Annotated in this window: 20 protein-coding genes; 9 read left to right on the forward strand and 11 right to left on the reverse strand. The window is 71.7% G+C overall.

Translation table 11 applies throughout. From position 1 onward, the window contains the following. Window positions 1–31 precede the first annotated feature (31 nt). On the forward strand, window positions 32–2,248 hold the full coding sequence (locus tag BCF74_RS08560) for a HelD family protein (RefSeq protein WP_106297543.1): 2,217 nt from the start codon (window positions 32–34) through the stop codon (window positions 2,246–2,248). A gap of 121 nt (window positions 2,249–2,369) precedes the next feature. On the opposite strand, the gene BCF74_RS08565 is transcribed toward BCF74_RS08560, so the two are convergent. The 9 genes from BCF74_RS08565 to BCF74_RS08605 all read right to left on the reverse strand — a co-directional run bounded on the left by BCF74_RS08565 (window position 2,370) and on the right by BCF74_RS08605 (window position 12,261). Beyond that, the gene (locus BCF74_RS08565) at window positions 2,370–3,668 is read right to left on the reverse strand and encodes an adenylosuccinate synthase (protein WP_106297544.1); all 1,299 of its coding nucleotides are present in this window, start codon (window positions 3,666–3,668) and stop codon (window positions 2,370–2,372) included. Window positions 3,669–3,764: 96 nt separating this feature from the next. Next, window positions 3,765–4,598: a helix-turn-helix domain-containing protein gene (locus BCF74_RS08570; protein WP_146132910.1), complete on the reverse strand. Its 834-nt coding sequence runs from the start codon at window positions 4,596–4,598 to the stop codon at window positions 3,765–3,767. Between the two features lie 242 nt (window positions 4,599–4,840). Further along, window positions 4,841–5,245: a DUF3151 domain-containing protein gene (locus tag BCF74_RS08575; protein WP_106297546.1), complete on the reverse strand. Its 405-nt coding sequence runs from the start codon at window positions 5,243–5,245 to the stop codon at window positions 4,841–4,843. Window positions 5,246–5,262: 17 nt separating this feature from the next. Then, complete coding sequence (gene fbaA / locus BCF74_RS08580; RefSeq protein WP_106297547.1) at window positions 5,263–6,291, reverse strand: class II fructose-bisphosphate aldolase; 1,029 nt, start codon at window positions 6,289–6,291, stop codon at window positions 5,263–5,265. 108 nt (window positions 6,292–6,399) lie between these two features. Continuing rightward, window positions 6,400–7,974, reverse strand: a complete 1,575-nt coding sequence (locus BCF74_RS08585; protein WP_106297548.1) for an alkaline phosphatase D family protein — start codon at window positions 7,972–7,974, stop codon at window positions 6,400–6,402. 94 nt (window positions 7,975–8,068) lie between these two features. Continuing rightward, a complete protein-coding gene (locus BCF74_RS08590) occupies window positions 8,069–9,301 on the reverse strand; it encodes an RNA polymerase sigma factor (protein WP_106297549.1) in 1,233 nt (410 codons plus the stop codon). Between the two features lie 67 nt (window positions 9,302–9,368). Further along, window positions 9,369–9,758: a YciI family protein gene (locus BCF74_RS17465; protein WP_106297550.1), complete on the reverse strand. Its 390-nt coding sequence runs from the start codon at window positions 9,756–9,758 to the stop codon at window positions 9,369–9,371. 18 nt (window positions 9,759–9,776) lie between these two features. After that, a complete protein-coding gene (locus tag BCF74_RS08600) occupies window positions 9,777–10,124 on the reverse strand; it encodes a YciI family protein (protein ID WP_106297551.1) in 348 nt (115 codons plus the stop codon). Between the two features lie 133 nt (window positions 10,125–10,257). Next, complete coding sequence (locus BCF74_RS08605) at window positions 10,258–12,261, reverse strand: HelD family protein (RefSeq protein WP_106297552.1); 2,004 nt, start codon at window positions 12,259–12,261, stop codon at window positions 10,258–10,260. A 184-nt stretch (window positions 12,262–12,445) separates the two neighbouring features. Between BCF74_RS08605 and BCF74_RS08610 the strand changes: the two genes are divergently transcribed. The 8 genes from BCF74_RS08610 to BCF74_RS08640 all read left to right on the forward strand — a co-directional run bounded on the left by BCF74_RS08610 (window position 12,446) and on the right by BCF74_RS08640 (window position 16,441). Next, window positions 12,446–12,997 (forward strand): Asp23/Gls24 family envelope stress response protein, encoded by a 552-nt coding sequence (locus BCF74_RS08610; RefSeq protein WP_106297553.1) that lies wholly within the window; start codon window positions 12,446–12,448, stop codon window positions 12,995–12,997. Window positions 12,998–13,064: 67 nt separating this feature from the next. Continuing rightward, window positions 13,065–13,241, forward strand: coding sequence for a hypothetical protein (locus tag BCF74_RS17320; RefSeq protein WP_170070186.1), 177 nt, complete (start codon window positions 13,065–13,067; stop codon window positions 13,239–13,241). 2 nt (window positions 13,242–13,243) lie between these two features. Beyond that, the gene (locus BCF74_RS08615; protein ID WP_106297554.1) at window positions 13,244–13,699 is read left to right on the forward strand and encodes an Asp23/Gls24 family envelope stress response protein; all 456 of its coding nucleotides are present in this window, start codon (window positions 13,244–13,246) and stop codon (window positions 13,697–13,699) included. After that, entirely contained in the window at window positions 13,696–14,244 is a 549-nt protein-coding gene (locus BCF74_RS08620) for a DUF6286 domain-containing protein (RefSeq protein WP_106297555.1), read from the forward strand. The genes BCF74_RS08615 and BCF74_RS08620 overlap by 4 nt, the downstream gene beginning before the upstream one ends. Window positions 14,245–14,261: 17 nt before the next feature. Continuing rightward, complete coding sequence (amaP, locus tag BCF74_RS08625) at window positions 14,262–14,876, forward strand: alkaline shock response membrane anchor protein AmaP (RefSeq protein WP_106297556.1); 615 nt, start codon at window positions 14,262–14,264, stop codon at window positions 14,874–14,876. Continuing rightward, window positions 14,873–15,496: an RNA polymerase sigma factor gene (locus tag BCF74_RS08630; protein ID WP_106297557.1), complete on the forward strand. Its 624-nt coding sequence runs from the start codon at window positions 14,873–14,875 to the stop codon at window positions 15,494–15,496. The genes amaP and BCF74_RS08630 overlap by 4 nt, the downstream gene beginning before the upstream one ends. 5 nt (window positions 15,497–15,501) lie before the next feature. Beyond that, entirely contained in the window at window positions 15,502–16,011 is a 510-nt protein-coding gene (locus BCF74_RS08635) for a hypothetical protein (RefSeq protein ID WP_218279229.1), read from the forward strand. Next, window positions 16,001–16,441: a hypothetical protein gene (locus BCF74_RS08640; RefSeq protein ID WP_106297559.1), complete on the forward strand. Its 441-nt coding sequence runs from the start codon at window positions 16,001–16,003 to the stop codon at window positions 16,439–16,441. The genes BCF74_RS08635 and BCF74_RS08640 overlap by 11 nt, the downstream gene beginning before the upstream one ends. Before the next feature lie 23 nt (window positions 16,442–16,464). Here the strand turns inward: BCF74_RS08640 and BCF74_RS08645 are convergent, their stop codons facing one another. Next, on the reverse strand, window positions 16,465–17,115 hold the full coding sequence (locus BCF74_RS08645; RefSeq protein ID WP_106297560.1) for a TrmH family RNA methyltransferase: 651 nt from the start codon (window positions 17,113–17,115) through the stop codon (window positions 16,465–16,467). 127 nt (window positions 17,116–17,242) lie between these two features. Continuing rightward, a complete protein-coding gene (locus BCF74_RS08650) occupies window positions 17,243–17,527 on the reverse strand; it encodes a DUF7218 family protein (protein ID WP_106297561.1) in 285 nt (94 codons plus the stop codon). Window positions 17,528–17,601: the final 74 nt, after the last annotated feature.

The following is a 17,601-nucleotide window of genomic DNA, read 5'->3' on the forward strand; positions in this document are numbered from 1 at the left end:
CCGACACGCCTCGCAGGGAGGGCTGACGACCGTGACGGCCACGCGCGCCGGTTCCGCCGAGACGTCGGCGGAGGTTGCCCGCGAGATCGAGCTCGAGCAGGCGCACGTCGACCGCGTCTACGCGGAGCTGGAGAAGGCAGCCACCCGTGCCGCCGACGTCGAGGCCGATGGCCTCGCGCGTGGTCGGACGAGCCGCACCGGCGACGTCCGCGACGAGGAGCTCACCGGCCTCTTCGAGCGCGACGCGCTCGTGTATGCCGCCGCGAAGCGCCGGTCTGCGATCGAGAAGCAGTACGAGGGGCTCGTCTTCGGGCGGCTGGACCTCGGCTCGGTGGAGACCCCGGCCGCCGAGCGGGAGATCCGGCACATCGGCCGGCTCGGTGTCCGCGACGACGACTACGAGCCGCTCGTCATCGACTGGCGGGCGCCGGCCGCGGCAGCGTTCTACCGGGCGACGCCGGTGGACCCGATGGGTGTCATCCGTCGCCGGGTCCTGCGCTCGTCCGGCGCGACCGTCATCGGCGTCGAGGACGACCTCATGGTCCCCGAGGCACCGGACGACATCGTCGTCGTCGGAGACGGCGCCCTCATCGCCGCCCTGACCCGCAGCCGCGGGCGGCGGATGCGCGACATCGTCGCGACGATCCAGCGCCACCAGGACGAGGCGATCCGCGCGCCCTCCCGCGGCGTCACCGAGATCACCGGCGGTCCCGGCACGGGCAAGACGGTCGTCGCACTGCACCGGGCGGCATACCTGCTCTACTCCGAACGGCGACGCTTCGAGAGCGGCGGCATCCTCGTCGTGGGGCCGTCGGCCGCCTACACGGCATACATCGAACGCGTCCTGCCCTCGCTCGGTGAGGAGTCCGTGGCGCTGCGCGCTCTCGGCGACCTCGTCGACGGGGTGACCGCGACGCGCACGGACCAGCCCGAGGTGGCCGCGATCAAGGGGTCGCTGCGCATCCGGCGGCTGCTGTCGCGGGCAGCGGGACGTGCGCCGGAGGGCGCGCCGGAGCAGTTCCGCGCGTTCGTTGCTGGTGCGGCCGTGCGCGTGGATGGGCCTGTCCTGCAACGGATCCGGCGTCGCGTCCTGCGCTCCGCCCAGCACAACCTCGCCACGGCACAGGCCCGTGAGGAGCTGGCGCGTGCCGCATGGGAGAGCGTGGGGCAGGGAGACCGCGACGCGTTCTTCGACGCCTTCGACTCCTCACGCGACGTCGACGAGTTCATGGCGACGTGGTGGCGACAGCTCGACCCGCGCGAGGTCCTGCTCGCCCTCGGCGACACCGACGACGTCGTGACGCTCGCGCGCGGCGTGCTCGACCACGAGGAGGCGGCGGCGTTCGCCGGGTCGATCCGCGAAGCGCTCGAGCGCGGCACGTGGTCCGTCGCGGACGTCGCCCTCATCGACGACCTCGCCGCCCGACTCGGACCGGTGCAGGAGACCGAACCCGAGGAGCGCGGCTTCTACGAGATCGAGGAGCTCGACGAGCGGGCGGCGGCGCAGGCTCTCGGGGGGCCCGAGGCGGTGGCCCGCGAGTCGCGTGCGCAACGCGCCGGCGGCTCGGTCGTCGCGCCGAGCGATGCCCGGGAACGCCTGCTGCACGGGCGGATCGACCGACCGTCGAGCAGCGCGCACGTCCTCGTCGACGAGGCGCAGGACCTCTCCCCCATGCAGTGGCGGATGCTCGCCCGGCGCGGTCGGGGCGCGTCGTGGACCGTGGTCGGCGACGCGGCGCAGGCGTCGTGGGCCGACCTCGACGAGGCGGCAGAGGCACGGCGCGAGGCCTACGGCTCGCAGCAGGTGCGCAGCTTCCACATGGACACGAACTACCGCAACGCCCGCGAGATCTTCGACTACGCGCGCGACGTCATCCTGCCGCTCGTGCCGGACGCCGACATCCCGGAGGCGGTGCGCGACACCGGTGTCGACCCGGTGGAGCGCGTGGTCGAGGCGCCACCGACCACGGCGGTCGAGCTGGCCGTCGACGAGCTGCTCGGTGAGGTCGAGGGCTCCATCGCGGTCATCACCCCGGCGCGCTGGGTGGACCGGCTTGCCCACCTCGACGGCGCCGGGGACGGCCGGGTCCAGGTCATCGACCCGCTGTCGACCAAGGGGCTCGAATGGGATGCGACGGTCGTCGTGGACCCGGACGGCATCGTCGAGGAGTCACCGGGTGGGGTGCGTGTGCTCTACGTCGTCCTCACCCGCGCCGCGCACCGCATGACGGTCCTGCGCGTCGGCTGACCTGTCTACCCGATCCGGTTCGCGAACCATGGCCTCCTTCGCAGTCCGGATCGATCCAGTTTACGAAGCACGCCGTGGTTCACGAACCGTTGCGGGTCAGATGTACGGGTGACGCTGCGGGTCAGATGAGCGGGTGGCGCTCGATGATCTCGTGCCGGCCCGGGCCGACGCCGATCGCCGAGACGCGGGCGCCGATGAGCTCCTCGACCCGCAGGACGTACTTCTGCGCGTTCTCGGGCAGCTCCTCGAACGTCCGGGCACCCGAGATGTCCTCCCACCAGCCGGGCAGCTCCTCGTAGATCGGCGTCGCGTGGTGGAAGTCGCTCTGGTCGACCGGCATCTCGTCGTGCCGGACGCCGTCGACGTCGTAGGCGACGCAGATCGGCACCGTCTCGAGCCCGGTGAGCACGTCGAGCTTGGTGATGACGAAGTCGGTGACACCGTTGATGCGCGTGGCGTACCGGCCGATGACGACGTCGAGCCAGCCACAGCGCCGCGGCCGCCCGGTCGTCGTGCCGTACTCCGCGCCGACCTTGCGCAGGTGCTCGCCGAAGTCGTCGAAGAGCTCGGTCGGGAACGGCCCCTCACCGACGCGGGTCGTGTACGCCTTGAGGATCGCGATGACCCGCGACACCCGCGTCGGTGGGATGCCCGAGCCGGTGCACGCACCGCCGGCCGTCGCCGACGACGACGTCACGAACGGGTAGGTGCCGTGGTCGACGTCGAGCAGCGTCGCCTGCCCGGCCTCGAGCAGCACGTTCTTGTCGTCGTTGAGGGCCTTCTCGAGCTCCAGCGCGGTGTCCGCGACCATGGGACGCAACCGGTCGGCATACGACAAAAGCTCCTCGACGACCCGGTCCACCTCGGCCGCGCGCGTGTTGTAGATCTTGACGAGCACCTGGTTCTTGAACGCGAGCGCCGCCTCGACCTTCTGGCGCAGGATGCCCTCGTCGAAGATGTCCTGGATGCGGATGCCGACGCGGTTCATCTTGTCGGCGTAGGTCGGGCCGATGCCGCGGCCGGTCGTGCCGATCTTGCGCTTGCCGAGGAAGCGCTCGGTCACCTTGTCGAGGGTGCGGTTGTAGGGGGCGATGACGTGCGCGTTGGCGCTGATGAGCAGCTTGCTCGTGTCGACGCCGCGCGCCTCGAGCCCGTCGAGCTCCTGGAAGAGCACCTCGAGGTCGACGACGACGCCGTTGCCGATGACGGGCGTGACACTCGGCGTGAGGATGCCGGAGGGCAGCAGGTGCAGGGCGTACTTCTCGCGCTGGCCGTCCTCGCCCTCGATGACGACGGTGTGGCCGGCGTTGTTGCCGCCGTTGAACTTCACGACGTAGTCGACGTCCTCGCCCATGAGGTCGGTCGCCTTGCCCTTGCCTTCGTCGCCCCACTGGGCTCCGACGAGCACGATTGCCGGCATACGTCTTCGGTTCCTTCCCTGCGCGGACGGCCCGCGGCTGCGTGACATGCGAGGAGCCCGACGCGTGGATCGCGGCGGGCCCCGGTCGCACCAAGACTAACGGGTATGCCGGGTGCCCACCGTCGCCTGCGGGCGCCGGTGGCCGTTCGCTGACTGCGCGTTCGACAGCCGTTGCTCGGCGATCGCGACGCCGAGCTGGAACCGGGTGTCGACGCCGTGCACCGCCATGAGGGCGGCGATGCGGCGCCGGACCGTGCGCAGTCCGATGCCGAGGAAGCGCGCGATCGCCTCGTCCTTGAGGCCCATGCCGAGCAGCTCGACGAGGCGTTCGTCGCCGGGCAGGCTCGCGGCGAACGGCACCGCGTGCGCGTGCTCCCAGGCGAGGTCGAAGTAGGCCGTGAGGCCGGCGATGAGGAGCGGGTCCCGGACGAGCACGTAGCCGGAGGAGAGGTCGCCCCACTTCGCGAGGGCGACCGCGCCGGTCGTGCCGAAGACGGCGAACTCCGTGGCGACGGTCGGGAGGAGACGCTGCTGCTCGCCGATCGAGGCCCACGAGCGCAGCCACTGCAGGCTGGGCGGGGCGTCGAGGGCCCCTGCGGGGTAGATCGCGCGCTGCTCGTTGCCCTCGGCCATCCACTGCTTGTTGTCACGCACGGTCGCCTCGTCGACGCCGGGGCCGGTGTCGAGCGCCATGATCAGGGTGCGGAGCACCCCGCTCGCCTCGTGGATGAGCCGCTGGACGACGGTCGGGGCGATGTCGTCGGCGATCGGCTCGACCCCCTCGCGCTGGACCGTCTCGCCGGGGGTCAGGGTCTCGATGAGGCCGCGCACCTGGCGCAGGTCACGCAGCCGTTCCTCGATGCGGGCGTCCTCGCGGTCGATGTACTCCTCGAGCATCCGCGCGGGCGACATCGTGTCGACGCTGGGCATCGTCTCCACCCTTCCGAGGGGTCTACTGCCGGGTACTCCCGAACAGTTGTTGGCAGGATACTGCCAATGGCATCTGAGTGCCCGAGAAACCTGTGAGGACCGTGCATGATGGGTCCATCACGTCCGAGGTGGCAGGGGACACAACGGACGTTCGCGCTTCGGCGCGAGGCGCCCTGGCAGGGGCAGCAGAAGGGCCCGGACACCGTCCGGGCCCTTCTCGCATGCGTGCCGTCGCGTTCGGCTCAGAGACCGAGCTCGCGGGCTCCCGTGGCCGACGAGTCGCGCAGGAAGTCGGCGCAGCGCCGCTCCTCGTCGGTCTCACCGATGGCGCCGGCCGCCCGGGACAACGCCGCGAGCGCCCGCAGGAAGCCGCGGTTCGGCTCGTGCTCCCACGGCACCGGCCCTTGGCCGCGCCAGCCGGCCCGCCGCAGCGCGTCGAGCCCGCGGTGGTAGCCGGTGCGGGCGTAGGCGTAGCCCTCGATCGTGCGTCCGTCCGCGAGGGCGTCCTCGGCGAGGGTCGCCCACGCCAGCGACGACGTGGGGTATGCCGCCGCGACCTGGTCCGCGGCGACGCCGGCTTCCAGCCGGGTCGCCGCCGGGTCCTCCGGCAGCCGGGTCTCGGGGATGCCGAGCAGGTTCTCGCTCATCGGGTCACTCCCGCCGTTCAGGACTGGTGGGTGCCGGCCGAGCGGAGGTTCTCGCAGGCCTCGACGACGCGGGCCGCCATCCCCGCCTCGGCCTCCTTGCCCCAGGCGCGCGGGTCGTAGTCCTTCTTGTTGCCGACCTCGCCGTCGATCTTGAGGACGCCGTCGTACTTGGTCATCATGTAGCCGACCACGGGGCGGGTGAAGGCATACTGGGTGTCCGTGTCGACGTTCATCTTCACGACGCCGTAGTCGACGGCGGCGGCGATCTCCTCGGGCGTGGAGCCCGAGCCGCCGTGGAAGACGAGGTGGAACGGCTTGTCGTCCTCGGTCGTGAACTCCTGGTGCACGGCGTCCTGCGCGGCCTTGAGGACCTCCGGCTTGAGCTTGACGTTGCCCGGCTTGTAGACGCCGTGGACGTTGCCGAAGGTGAGGGCGGTCATGTAGTAGCCGCGGTCTCCGGTGCCGAGGGCACGGGCGGTGGCGATGGCGTCCTCGGGGGTGGAGTAGAGCTTGTCGTTGATCTCGTTGGCGACGCCGTCCTCCTCGCCACCGACGACCCCGACCTCGATCTCGAGGATGACCTTGGCCGCGCGGCAGAGCTCGAGCAGCTCCTCGGCGATCTGGAGGTTCTCCTCGAGCGGCACGGCCGACCCGTCCCACATGTGCGACTGGAAGATCGGCAGACCGCCGGCCTTGACACGCTCGGCGCTCGCGGCGAGCAGCGGGCGGATGAAGCCGTCGAGCTTGTCCTTCGGGCAGTGGTCGGTGTGCAGGGCGATGTTGACGGGGTAGTTCTTCGCGACCTCTTCGGCGTAGGCGGCGAGAGCCTTGGCGCCGGTGACCATGTCCTTGATCGTCGAGCCGGAGGCGTACTCGCCTCCGCCGGTCGAGACCTGGATGATGCCGTCGCTGCCGGCCTCGGCGAAGCCGCGGATGGCCGCGGTGATCGTCTGGCTCGAGGTGATGTTGATGGCCGGGTAGGCGAAGGCGTCGCGCTTGGCCCGGTCGAGCATGTCGGCGTAGACCTCGGGGGTGGCGATGGGCATGAACTCTCCTGGTGGCGGTGTGAGGTGGATCGCGTTCGATCCTTCCACGCGCGTTCCCCGCGTCAACAGGGCCGTCCCACGACCGGCGGGTAACCGGCCCGGGACGGTTCAGGCCCGGACGTCGGCGATGCCGGCACGACCTTCCTCGACGAAGATCGAGGCGCGCGTGAACGCCGACCCACCCGGCCGCGTCACGACCGGCGTGACGACGTAGTCGCACCGGAGCTCGTCACGCGTGAGGTGCACCCGCTGGTAGCCGCGCTGGCTGTTGTGGAAGCGCATGTGCGGGTTCTCCGCGAGCCACACGTTGCCCAGCGAGTCCTGGTCCAGACCGTCGCCCCCTGAGGAGATGGACGTGCCGAGGAACTCGGTCCCCACCGTCGCCGATGCCGCGTCCGTGAAGTCGAGCTTGAGGTCGGCCGCGACGCTGCGGTGCGCGTCCCCGGTCACGACGACGAAGTTCTCGACGCCACGCTCGTGGACACCGTCGAAGAGACGCTGGCGCGCGGCGGCATACCCGTCCCACGGGTCCATGCCGTACCGCTCGTCGTCGCCCGCGGTGTGGTCGGCCTCCATCATGAAGACCTGGTTGGCGAGGACGTTCCACGTCGCGGTGGAGCTGGCGAGGCCGCCGAGCAGCCATGCCTCCTGCTCCGCGCCGAGCATGGTGCGGCTGGTGTCCCACCGCTCCCGGCAGTCGCCGATGCAGGACGCGATGAGCCGGTCGCGCCAGCGGCGCGTGTCGAGGACGTTGACCTGTGCGAGCCCACCGAAGGTGAGGCGCCGGAAGACCTGCATCTCGGGTCCCGAGGGCATCGAGGTCTTCCGCAGGGGCAGGTTCTCGTAGTAGGCGCGGTATGCCGCGGCGCGCCTCGCGCGGAAGACCGCCGGGTCCTGGTCTGGCTCGGTGTCGGGCTGCGAGTGATCACCGGCCCAGTTGTTCTCGACGTCGTGGTCGTCGGGCGCGACGACCCAGGCCGCGGCGGCGTGCGCGGCCTGGAGTGCGGGGTCGAGCTTGTACTGGCTGTAGCGGATCCGGTAGTCCTCGAGGGTGAAGGTCTCGTGGGCCGGCAGGTGGGCGCGGCCGAGCTTGCCGACGTTGCCACCCTCGTAGATGTAGTCGCCGAGGTGCAGGACGAGGTCGAGGTCGTCCTGGGCCATGTGGTCGAACGCGGTGAAGTAGCCGTCGTAGTACGCCTGGCAGCTTGCGAACGCGAACGTCATCGAGGCCAGCGAGGTGCCGAGGGCGGGAGCGGTGCGGGTCCGCCCGACCGGGCTGATGTCGTTGCCGGTCCGGAAGCGGTACCAGTAGACGCGGTCGGGACGGAGTCCGCTGACCTCGGCGTGGACGGAGTGGTTCCACTCCGGGGTCGCCAGCTCGACGCCGCGGCGCACGACCCGTCGGAACCTCGGGTCCTCGGCGACCTCCCACTGCACGGGGACGCGACGGGCCGGCATACCTCCGGACGCGTCGAGCGCGAGCGGCTCCGGCGCGAGGCGCGTCCACAGGACCACTCCGTCGGGGAGCGGGTCGCCCGAGGCGACGCTGAGCGTGAACGGGCTCCGGATCGGCGCAGCGAGGCTGGGCTGCGGGGTGGCGAGGGCGACGGCACCGACGGTGGCTGCGGTGCCACCGAGTCCGAGCAGCTGGCGTCGGTCGAGGATGGGGTTCAGGGAGGCCATGGCGTCAACCCAACCGGACCGTCGCTGTCCCTCTGATGAACGCGACACGACGACTCGGTGGCGATCAGCTGACCGCGGCGTGCCCCACGATCGGCTAGCTCCCGGCCTGCACCGTGGCCCGTCGCTCATCGAGGTGTGCTCGCTCGATGTCGTTGTCGCACAGGGCAATCGCGGCATCCAGCTCGGCCAGGGCCGCGTCGGTCTCACCGGCCCGGGCGAGGAGCTCACCCCTCACGGCAGGGAGCCGATGACCCGGCAGCTCGACGTCGGCGAGCAGGGCGAGTCCGGCACGCGGCCCGTCCGCCTCTGCCACGGCGACGGACCGCGCCACGCGCACCGCGGGAGACGGGAGGACACCCTCGAGTGCGGCATACAGGTCGGCGATCCGCGACCACCGCGTCTGTTCGGGGTCGATCGCCACCGCGTGCTCGGCCGCGATGAGCGCTTGGAGTCGGTGGCTCTCGGCGAGCGGCGAGCTGGGTGGCGTGGCGGCGTACTCGCGCTGCAGGGCCAGTGCCGCGTCGATCTCGTCATGGCGCCAGCGCGACCGGTCCTGGTCGGGTAGCAGGACGAGCCGACCGGCTTCGTCGAGCCGGGCATCACGACGCGAGTGCTGCAGCGACATGAGGACGATGAGGTGCGCGAGGGTGTCGGTCGGTCGCAGGTCATGCGCGACGCGCGCGAGCCGGATCGCCTCACCGGCGAGCTCGGTGCGCACGAGGTCGGGACCGCTGCCGGGTGCGTAGCCGGCCGTGAAGGCGAGGTATGCCGTCCGCGCGACCGTGTCGATCCGGTCACCGAGCACGTCGGCCGCCGGGACGGCGAAGGGGATGCCGGCCGTGACGACCTTCTTCTTGGCGCGGGTGATGCGGGCGGCCATGGTCGGCTCGCTCACGAGGAAGAGGCGAGCGATGTCGGCGGTGGTGACGCCCATGACGAGGCGGAGGGACAGTGCGGTGGCGCCCTCGGGAGGGAGGGCGGGGTGGGCGCACATGAGGACGAGCCGCAGCAGGTCGTCCTCGACGAGTGAGCCGTCGTCGGCCATGGTCCCGCCCTGCCTGCGGTGGGTCTGTTGGACGACGAGGAGCGGCTCCTTGCGGGCGGCCGTCGCCTCGGTGCGGAGGCGGTCGAGGATGCGGCGGCGGGCGGCGGTGTGCAGCCAGGCCGCCGGATTGTCGGGAGTGCCGGCGTCGGGCCAGGTGCGCGCGGCCGCCTCGACGGCGTCGCCGAGCGCGTCCTCGACGAGGTCGAGCCGGCGGAAGTGCGCGAGGAGCAGGGCCACGAGCCGGCCCCACTCCTCGCGCACCACACGCTCGAGCGGTGTCACCCGGCGTGCTCGTCGTCGGTGGCGAGGGTGGGGCGCAGCGCCAACGCGATGAGGACGACGTAGCGCCTCATTGCCGGCGGTCGGCGTCGGTGACGACGGGGCGGACCTCGATGCCGTCGCCGAGCTCGGCGAGCGGCTGGCAGCAGTCGAGCAGGTCGTCGAGGTCGCTCGTGCGGACCTGGAAGTAGCCGCCGACCTGCTCGGCGGACTCGGCGAACGGGCCGTCCGTGACGGGACCGCCGCCGAGCCGGATGGACCTGGCCGTCGCGGTGCCATGCAGCTCGGCACCTCCAGTGACAGTGTGGCCACGCTCGGCGAGCTGCTGCGCGAAACGGCCGTAGACGGCATACCCGTCCGCCCGCTCCTGCGGGCTCATCGTCGTCCACCAGCGGTCGGTGTTGCCGACGATGAGCACGACGTACTCCTTCTCCTGCTGGGCGTTCCTGGTGTCAGTCATGGTGAATCCCCTTGTCTCTCAGACCATTCGGCGGAACTCGATGTGCTCACCGCGCGCGGCGAACTCGGTGCAGATGCGGCGCAGGTCGTCCTCGTCGTCGCTGTCGACGAGGTAGAACCCCACGACCTGCTCGGCGGACTCGGTGAACGGGCCGTCGGTGACGAGCGCGTTGCCGCAGCCGTCGGGCCGCATCGAGGTGGCCTGTGCCGAGGGCTCCAGCGGACCGACCGCGACGACGGTGTGACCACCGGCGGCGAGGTCGGCGTGGAACGTCTCGTGCGACTGCTGGCCCTTCGCGTGCTCCTCGGGCGGCAGCCGATCCCACTCCGCCTCGGGGGCCGGCAGCAGGATCAGGTAGCGGCTCATCGGTTCTCCTCCTGGTCAGGTGGCGGGGCCGCGGGCGCAACCCTCACTCCGATGACGAGCGAACCACACCCCGATCGACACCCGGGCCCGAAAAATCCTCGCCTTGTGTGCCTGACGCAGACGAAGACGTCTGTCAGGCACTCAGGGCGGGTGGGAGGGGCTGCGCGTGGACGACGGTGAGGTCCGAGACGGCGCGGGTGAGGACGACGTAGAGCCGTCGCAGTCCGGTGCGCTCGTCCGGCTCGGCCGCGGCGATCTCGGCCGGCTCGAGCACGAGGACGTGGTCGAACTCGAGCCCCTTGGCGACGGTCGCGGGCACGACGTCCACCTGGTGCTCGACGTCGCCGTGACCGGCGCCGAGGGTCCCGTGGTCGATCCCGGCGGCGGTCAGCGCCGTCGACACCTCGCCCACGCGGGCATCCGGCACGATGACGCCGACACTCCCCTCGCGGGTCCGCACCTCCTCCACCCGCTCCACGAGGGCCCCGACCAGCTCCGCCCCCGCCACCGGCACGAGGTCGAGCCGGCCGGGGTTGTCGCGCACCGACTCCGGCGCGGCCAGCCCCGGGGCCGCCTCCGGCAGCAACCGGGCCGCGAACTCGATGACGGACGCCGGCACCCGGAAGCCGCGCCGCAGCTCCTCGACCACGCCGTCGGGCTTGCCGAGATGACGCAGGCTCTCGACCCAGGACGCGGTCGCCCACGGCGTCGTCCCCTGCGCGATGTCGCCCAGGACCGTCGCCGCACCGGTCGAGCAGCGCCGCCCGACCGCCCGCAGCTGCATCGGCGACAGGTCCTGCGCCTCGTCGAGCACGACGTGCCCGAGGCCCGGGGTCCGCTCGAGGAGGTCACCGAGCTCGTCGAGCAGCCACGTGTCGGCGAGCGACCACTTCGCTGTGCCGGGCGTGCGGGAAGGCTTGTCCCACACCAGCATTCGCTGTTCGTCACCGGTGAGGACGCCGTCCGCCGCTGCCGCGAGGACCTGCGGGTCGGACAACAGCCGGTGGAGCAGCGACCGGGCGTCGACCTTGGGCCACAGCGACGCGGCATACGCCTTGACCGGCGCGCTGCGCGCGACGGCGTCCTGCACGCGGTCGTCGGGGTACTCCCCCAGCGCCTCCATCTTGACGAGGACCGCGTGGGCGAGCCGTTGCGGCAGCAGCTGCCGCGCGGACTCGTAGCGGATCTCGCGTCCGGCGAGTCCGTCGGCGAGCGGCGCGATGTCGTATGCCGGTACGCGCCACCGTCGCGAGCCGCGCGGCACGACCATGGCCTCGGCCGGCGGGACGAGGTGCGACCACACGGCGCGGTGCAGCACCTCCGCCATGCGCGCGTCGCCCTTGAGCCGGGCCACGTCGGGCTCGTCCACGGCCCGCACCGGAACCGACGCCGTGAGGGCCTCGATGCTCGTGTGCCGCACCTCGACCTCGCCCAGCGTGGGCAGCACCGCACCGATGTGCTCGAGGAACGCATCGTTGGGGCCGATGACGAGGACGCCACTGCGACTCAGCCGCTCGCGGTACGCGTAGAGCAGCCACGCGGCGCGATGCAGCCCGACCGCGGTCTTGCCCGTGCCCGGCGCACCCTGGATGCAGACCGTCGTCGCGGCGTCGACGCGAACGAGCGCGTCCTGCTCGGGCTGGATCGTCGCGACGATGTCGCGCATCGGGCCGACGCGAGGGCGCTCGATTTCGGTGGCGAGGATCTGCGAATGCGCCTCCGGTTCAGCGGGATCGAGCAGGTGCTCGTCCTCGATCGCGGTGATCTGGCCGTGGTCGTAGCCGAACCTTCGGCGCAGTCGCACGCCCATCGGGTCCGCGTGCGACGCGCGATAGAACGTCGACGACACCGGAGCACGCCAGTCGATGACGAGCGGGTCGCCCGCGTCGTCGGTGACGTGGCGGCGTCCGACGTACCACCGCTCCTCGGTGTCGAGGTCGACGCGACCGAAGAAGAGGGCCGTCGTCGGGTCGTCCTCGAGGGACCTGGCCCGGCGCCAGAGGTTCTCGGCGAGCCGCTCGGAGGACACCGCGTCGCCGCCCTGGACGTCGAGGGCGAGTGTGCGCTCGCGCATGCGGGCCAGTTCGGCGCGGGCGGTCTCGAGGTGGTGTCGTTCTTCCGTGAGCTCCTCGTTCATGGGCATGACGAAGTGCCTCTCCTGAGCTCAGGGATGGGGTGGGGGGAAGGAACAGCCTAGGTGAGGCGAGACGTGTGACGCGGATCACACGGCATACGGCATGAGGAAGGATCGGCTGGCGACGTCTTCCTCGTGTCCTGATCGTTCGGCCCGGATGACGCCGGGCCTGTCCCCAAGGAGCATCATGTCGAACACCTCGATCCCGCAGACCGGCCAGGAGAAGGAGCGCGCGCAGGACCGCGAGCGCGCCCAGCAGGAGAAGGCCCAGGAGAAGGCGCAGGAGCGCCAGGCAGAGCAGCAGGCGGCGAACAGCCCGCTCAAGACCGACCGCGGCACGACCACCCTCGACGACACCGTCGTCGCGAAGATCGCCGGCATGGCGGCGCGTGAGGTCCCCGGCGTCTACGACATGGGCAATGCCGTCCGTCGCGCCTTCTCGGCCATCTCGGAGCGCATCCCGAACGCCCAGACCAACGTCACCGGCGGCATCACCGTCGAGAAGGGCGAGACCCAGACCGCCATCGACGTGACCGTCGTCGTCGAGTACGGCGCGTCGATCCTCGAGGTCGGCGAGGCCATCCGCCGCAACGTCATCGAGCAGGTCGAGGGCACGACGGGCCTCGAGGTCGTCGAGGTCAACGTCAACGTCGTCGACGTGCACCTGCCGCAGGACGACCAGGGCGGCTCGTCCTCGAACACCGGCAGCACCAACCCCACCAAGACCGAGCTTCAGTGACCGTCACGGTGGGGCCCGGCTCGTCCCTCCCCGACGGGCCGGCTCCCACCGGGAACAAGGAGTACCCATGAAGACCACCCACCTCGCCCTGTTCATCGGCCTCTTCCTCGGGGCCGCGCTGGCTTTTGGCAGCTTCACGCAGTTCTTCCTCGTCGTCGTCTGCGGCGCCATCGGGCTCGTCGTCGGCCTCTTCCTCGAAGGCCGCGTCTCCGTCCAGGGCCTCACCGACCGCCGGGGGCCGTGACGATGGCCGCCACGACGACTGACGTCCGCGGCGGACCCGAGGTGACGACCCGTCACTCGGCCAGCGGCCGGGCGACCACCGGCCGCACGGCCACGGGCGAGGAGCCCACGAGCCGCGGCACGACGACCATCCCCTCGGACGTCGTCGCGAAGATCGCCGCCCAGGTCGCGTCCGAGTGCCCGCACATCGGAGCGGCCGCCGGTGGCGTCCTCGGTGTCGGCGCACGTCGGGACTTCGGTTCGCGCCCCACGGCCACCTGCGACCTCTACGGTCGCAAGGCGGTCCTGCGCCTCGACGTCGGCGTGGACTTCCCCACCCCGCTGCGTTCGACGGTGCAGACCCTGCGCGAGCAGGTCACCAGCCGCGTCGAGCACCTCACCGGTCTCGAGGTCTCTCGGGTGGACGTCGACATCTCCTGGTTGAACCCCGCGAACGAAGGACGGAGGCAGCTGCGATGAGCTCCGAACCCCGTGGCCTGGCCCGCCGGCCGGCCCGCGCGATCCCCACGACGATCCTCGCCCTGGCGCTCCTCGCGCTCGGCGGGCTCGCCGCCTGGCTCATCGGAGCCCGGCTCGTCGACGGCGAGTGGCCACCCCAGGCCCAGGACGTCATCGACGAGGTCGCGACGACTCGACTCGACTCCACGCCGGCTCTCCTGCTGGCGATCGCGCTCGCCGTCATCGGCCTCGTGCTCCTGCTCGCCGCGTTCAAACCGGGCAAGCCGTCTCGCAGCGAGGTCCGCAGCGACGGCGTGCCCGGCGAGACCGTGGTGCCCAACCGCGACCTCGCTCGCCTCGTCCGCAGCCGGACCCGGCACGTCGAGGGCCTGCAGGACACCACGGTTCGCGTCACCTCGCGCCGCATCGACGTCGTCGCCACGGCACTCGGTGACGACACCGACCGCGTCCGCGACGACGTGTCCACGGCGGCCGAGAAGGCCGTCGCCGACCTCCAGCCGGACCGACCGCTGCCCGCTCGCGTGCGGGTGCGGCAGACCACCTGAACGAAGGGAGTCTCCTCATGCGCTCCATCTCCGGAAGCGGCAACCGGTTCGCGCTGGCCGTCTTCGGCCTGCTCAGCCTCGTGGCTGCGGCGTGGCTCGCGGCTCCGCGCTTCGACCTCGCGTCCCGATGGCCGGCGGGCGAGCCCGTCCTCGCCCACGGCGACACGACCCCGCAGTCGCTCGTCGACTGGCACGGCCCCTGGCTGGTCCCGGTGGCGTGTGCCGTCGTGATCGCCGCCCTCCTCGTCGGCATCACCCTGCTCCTGCGGCAGGTCCCCCGGCAGCCCGCGGCGCCGACGCTGCGCCTCACCGGCGACGACGGTGCGCTCCTCGCGAGCCTCGAGCCGTCCGTGCTCGAGCGGGCACTCGAAGAGCGCGCGAAGGGTGTCACCGGCGTCCTCGACGCCGACGTCCGCGTCGGCGGCACGTCCAGGGCCCCGTGGGTCCAGGCGTCCGCCACCCTCGACGAGGACAGTGAGACCGGCTGGGTCATCGACGAGGTGCGTCAGCGGATCGCCGACGACCTCGCGCAGACGCTCGGCGCCGACCCGAGCCGGGTCGACCTGCTCGTCCACCTGCGCTCGCGCAAGAGCTCGGGCCGGGCGCAGCTCGAGGCGGCCCCGCGCGCATGAACCCGGTCGCCGCGGCGGAGCTGCGCACTCTCGTGCTGCGTGCCCAGGACGGTGAGGTCGAGGCGTTCGAACGCCTCGTGGACCTCACCCAGGGCCGCCTGTTCCGCACGGCGTTCATGCTCCTCGGCGACCGGCAGGACGCCGAGGACACGGTCCAGGAGTCGCTGCTGCTGGCGTGGCGGAGGCTGCACATGCTGGAGAAGCCCGACGCGTTCGGCGGCTGGCTCACCCGGATCTGCGTCCGGCGCGCGACCGACCTCGGTCGCCAGCGTGCCCGGCGCGCGACCGACGTCACCGCCACCGAGGACCTCGAGAAGCTGCCGTATGCCGCGGGCGCCGCGCCCGCGGCATACGGCACCGCCGCGTCAGGCACCACGGGCGCAACGGCATACGGCACCTCCCCCGAGCACACCGCCATCGTCGATGCGCAGCTGGGCGCCCTCACCCGCGTGCTCGGGTCGATCGACCCAGACCTGCGCGCCTGCTGGGTGCTGCGGGAGATCGACGGCCTGACCTACGACGAGATCGCCCGAACCCTGGCGATCACCGAGCCGACCGTCCGCGGCCGGCTCGCGCGAGCACGCTCGCTCATCATCCGACGCATGGACGAATGGAGGTGAGCCCCATGCCGATCGACCCCGACACCGACGCCGAGATCACGGACGAGGCCACCGAGAAGCGTTACCGAGAGCTGGTGGACACCGTGGTCCGTCAGTGGAACGACCTCGAGGCCGCCGGCGACCGGTCGGTCCAGCTGAGCGCCGAGGTGCTCACCGGGCTCAAGGACGCCGTGCGCGCCGACGCCCGCCACGGCCCGCAGGTGGAGATGCCGCCGACGGACGCCGGGCCGTGGACGACGTCGGAGCTCGCGCTGCGCACCCTCGTCCGTCACGCCGTCGACGCGGTTCCCGACGCGCTGTCGCTGCGGACGAGCTTCGACTACGCGGACGGCGAGGGCCGCACCCGCGGACGCCCGGACCGCATCACCTGCCGGATCTCCGCGAGCACCCGGACCCCGAACCTGCCCGCGCTGGGCGAGGCCGTGCGCACCGCCGTGGCGACGGCGTGCCAGGACGAGCTCGCCCTCGCGGCCCCGGCCATCGACGTGCACATCGAGGACCTCCATGAGCGCTGACGAGACGGCCGACCAGACCACCGACCGGACGGCCGCCGGGACGCCCGACACCTCGGCCGAGGTGCCCTCGCAGGTCCCCGCCGAGCCCACCCTGCAGCCGACGACGAGCGACCGTCTCGTCGGCGTCGTCACGGCCGTCCCCGGCGTCAGCGGGATCGAGCCCGGCATCGCCACGACGGTCGGCGCCATCGACGCCCGGCTGCGTCGTTCGCCGGACCGGTATGCGCGCTACGGACTCGTCGTCGACGCGGACACGGGCACGGCCACGGTCGAGGTCGCGCTCGACGGGACCCGACCGGTGCGCGAGGTGGTCGCGGACGTCCAGCGCGCCGTCGCCGCGGCGGTCGCCGAGGTGGGGGTGCTCGATGAGCCACTGCGGGTGCACGTGCGCGTGCAGTCGGTCACGACGCCGGGGATCACCCACGGCTGACCCCCGCGTGGCGCGCCCCTGCGTCACACCCCTTGGTCGAAGACGTGCCGCCGGACCCAGGCATGCATGGCGATGGCCGCGGCCGCACCGGCGTTGATCGACCGGGTCGACCCGAACTGCTCGATGTGCAGGACCACCTCGCACTCGGCGCGCATCGCCTCCGACAGTCCCGGCCCCTCCTGCCCGAACACGAGCATTGCGTCGCGCGGCAGGTCATAGGTCTCGAGCGGCCGGCTGCCGGGGAGGTTGTCGATCCCGATGAGCCGTATGCCGCGTGCGCGCGCCCACGTCGCGAGGTCGCCTGCCGTGGGGTGGTTGTGCTCGTGCTGGTAGCGGTCGGTGACCATCGCACCACGGCGGTTCCAGCGGCGACGGCCGACGATGTGGAACGCGGCGGCGCCCATGGCGTTGGCGGTCCGCACGACGGAGCCGATGTTGAAGTCGTGCTCCCAGTTCTCGATGGCGACGTGGAACGCGTGCCGGCGCGTGTCGAGGTCGGCGACGATCGCGTCGTGCCGCCAGTAGCGGTAGCGGTCGACGACGTTGCGCCGGTCGCCTTCACGGAGCAGGTCGGGTTCAAGCCGCTCGTCATCCGGCCACGCCCCCTCCCACGGCCCGACACCGACGACGCCGTCCCCCGCACCAGTCGCGTGTCCGCCCGAGCCCTGAGTCACGGACCCAACCTACGTGTGCGAACTGTGCGCAATCAGTCGTCTTTTCGAACCACTGATTGCGCACAGTTCGCATGCTCGCTGGCGCTCGCACGCGAACTGTGCGCAATCAGTGGGGGGAGATGTGTGCCTAGTGGTTGCGGAGGGCGTCGATGAGCTCGTCCTTGGACATGGACGAGTGGCCCTCGATGCCGAGCTTCTTGGCCCGGTCGCGCAGCTCGTCGACAGTGCGGTCCTCGTAGTTCTCGGCCTCACCGCCGCGTTCGCCGACCTTCGACCGACCGGATTTCGCTGCCGCGTTGGCGATGCGGGCAGCCTTCTCCTTGCTCGCACCGTCCTCGCGCAGCTCCTCGTAGAGCTCGGGATCCTTGACGCTCGGTCCGGGCCCGTCCTGGCCCGTCGTGTCCTTGGGCATGACGCCTCCTGCAGGGGTGGAGTGCTTTGCCCTTCCACCGTGCGCCCGGCCCTTCCCGACCGCAAGGCCCCACC

The sequence above is a fragment of the Knoellia remsis genome, from assembly GCF_003002895.1.
In the GTDB taxonomy this organism is placed as follows: Bacteria; Actinomycetota; Actinomycetes; order Actinomycetales; family Dermatophilaceae; genus Knoellia; species Knoellia remsis.

Bases quoted from the DNA above. Each gene is read 5' to 3' on its own strand.
- BCF74_RS08640 (WP_106297559.1), top strand. From the start codon at position 16,001: ATGAGCGCTGACGAGACGGCCGACCAGACCACCGACCGGACGGCCGCC.
- BCF74_RS08635 (WP_218279229.1), top strand. From the start codon at position 15,502: ATGCCGATCGACCCCGACACCGACGCCGAGATCACGGACGAGGCCACC.
- BCF74_RS08605 (WP_106297552.1), bottom strand. From the start codon at position 12,261: ATGAACGAGGAGCTCACGGAAGAACGACACCACCTCGAGACCGCCCGC.
- BCF74_RS08615 (WP_106297554.1), top strand. From the start codon at position 13,244: ATGGCCGCCACGACGACTGACGTCCGCGGCGGACCCGAGGTGACGACC.
- fbaA (WP_106297547.1), bottom strand. From the start codon at position 6,291: ATGCCCATCGCCACCCCCGAGGTCTACGCCGACATGCTCGACCGGGCC.
- BCF74_RS08570 (WP_146132910.1), bottom strand. From the start codon at position 4,598: ATGCCCAGCGTCGACACGATGTCGCCCGCGCGGATGCTCGAGGAGTAC.
- amaP (WP_106297556.1), top strand. From the start codon at position 14,262: ATGCGCTCCATCTCCGGAAGCGGCAACCGGTTCGCGCTGGCCGTCTTC.
- BCF74_RS08585 (WP_106297548.1), bottom strand. From the start codon at position 7,974: ATGGCCTCCCTGAACCCCATCCTCGACCGACGCCAGCTGCTCGGACTC.
- BCF74_RS17320 (WP_170070186.1), top strand. From the start codon at position 13,065: ATGAAGACCACCCACCTCGCCCTGTTCATCGGCCTCTTCCTCGGGGCC.
- BCF74_RS08600 (WP_106297551.1), bottom strand. From the start codon at position 10,124: ATGAGCCGCTACCTGATCCTGCTGCCGGCCCCCGAGGCGGAGTGGGAT.
- BCF74_RS08630 (WP_106297557.1), top strand. From the start codon at position 14,873: ATGAACCCGGTCGCCGCGGCGGAGCTGCGCACTCTCGTGCTGCGTGCC.
- BCF74_RS17465 (WP_106297550.1), bottom strand. From the start codon at position 9,758: ATGACTGACACCAGGAACGCCCAGCAGGAGAAGGAGTACGTCGTGCTC.
- BCF74_RS08620 (WP_106297555.1), top strand. From the start codon at position 13,696: ATGAGCTCCGAACCCCGTGGCCTGGCCCGCCGGCCGGCCCGCGCGATC.
- BCF74_RS08575 (WP_106297546.1), bottom strand. From the start codon at position 5,245: ATGAGCGAGAACCTGCTCGGCATCCCCGAGACCCGGCTGCCGGAGGAC.
- BCF74_RS08650 (WP_106297561.1), bottom strand. From the start codon at position 17,527: ATGCCCAAGGACACGACGGGCCAGGACGGGCCCGGACCGAGCGTCAAG.
- BCF74_RS08610 (WP_106297553.1), top strand. From the start codon at position 12,446: ATGTCGAACACCTCGATCCCGCAGACCGGCCAGGAGAAGGAGCGCGCG.
- BCF74_RS08565 (WP_106297544.1), bottom strand. From the start codon at position 3,668: ATGCCGGCAATCGTGCTCGTCGGAGCCCAGTGGGGCGACGAAGGCAAG.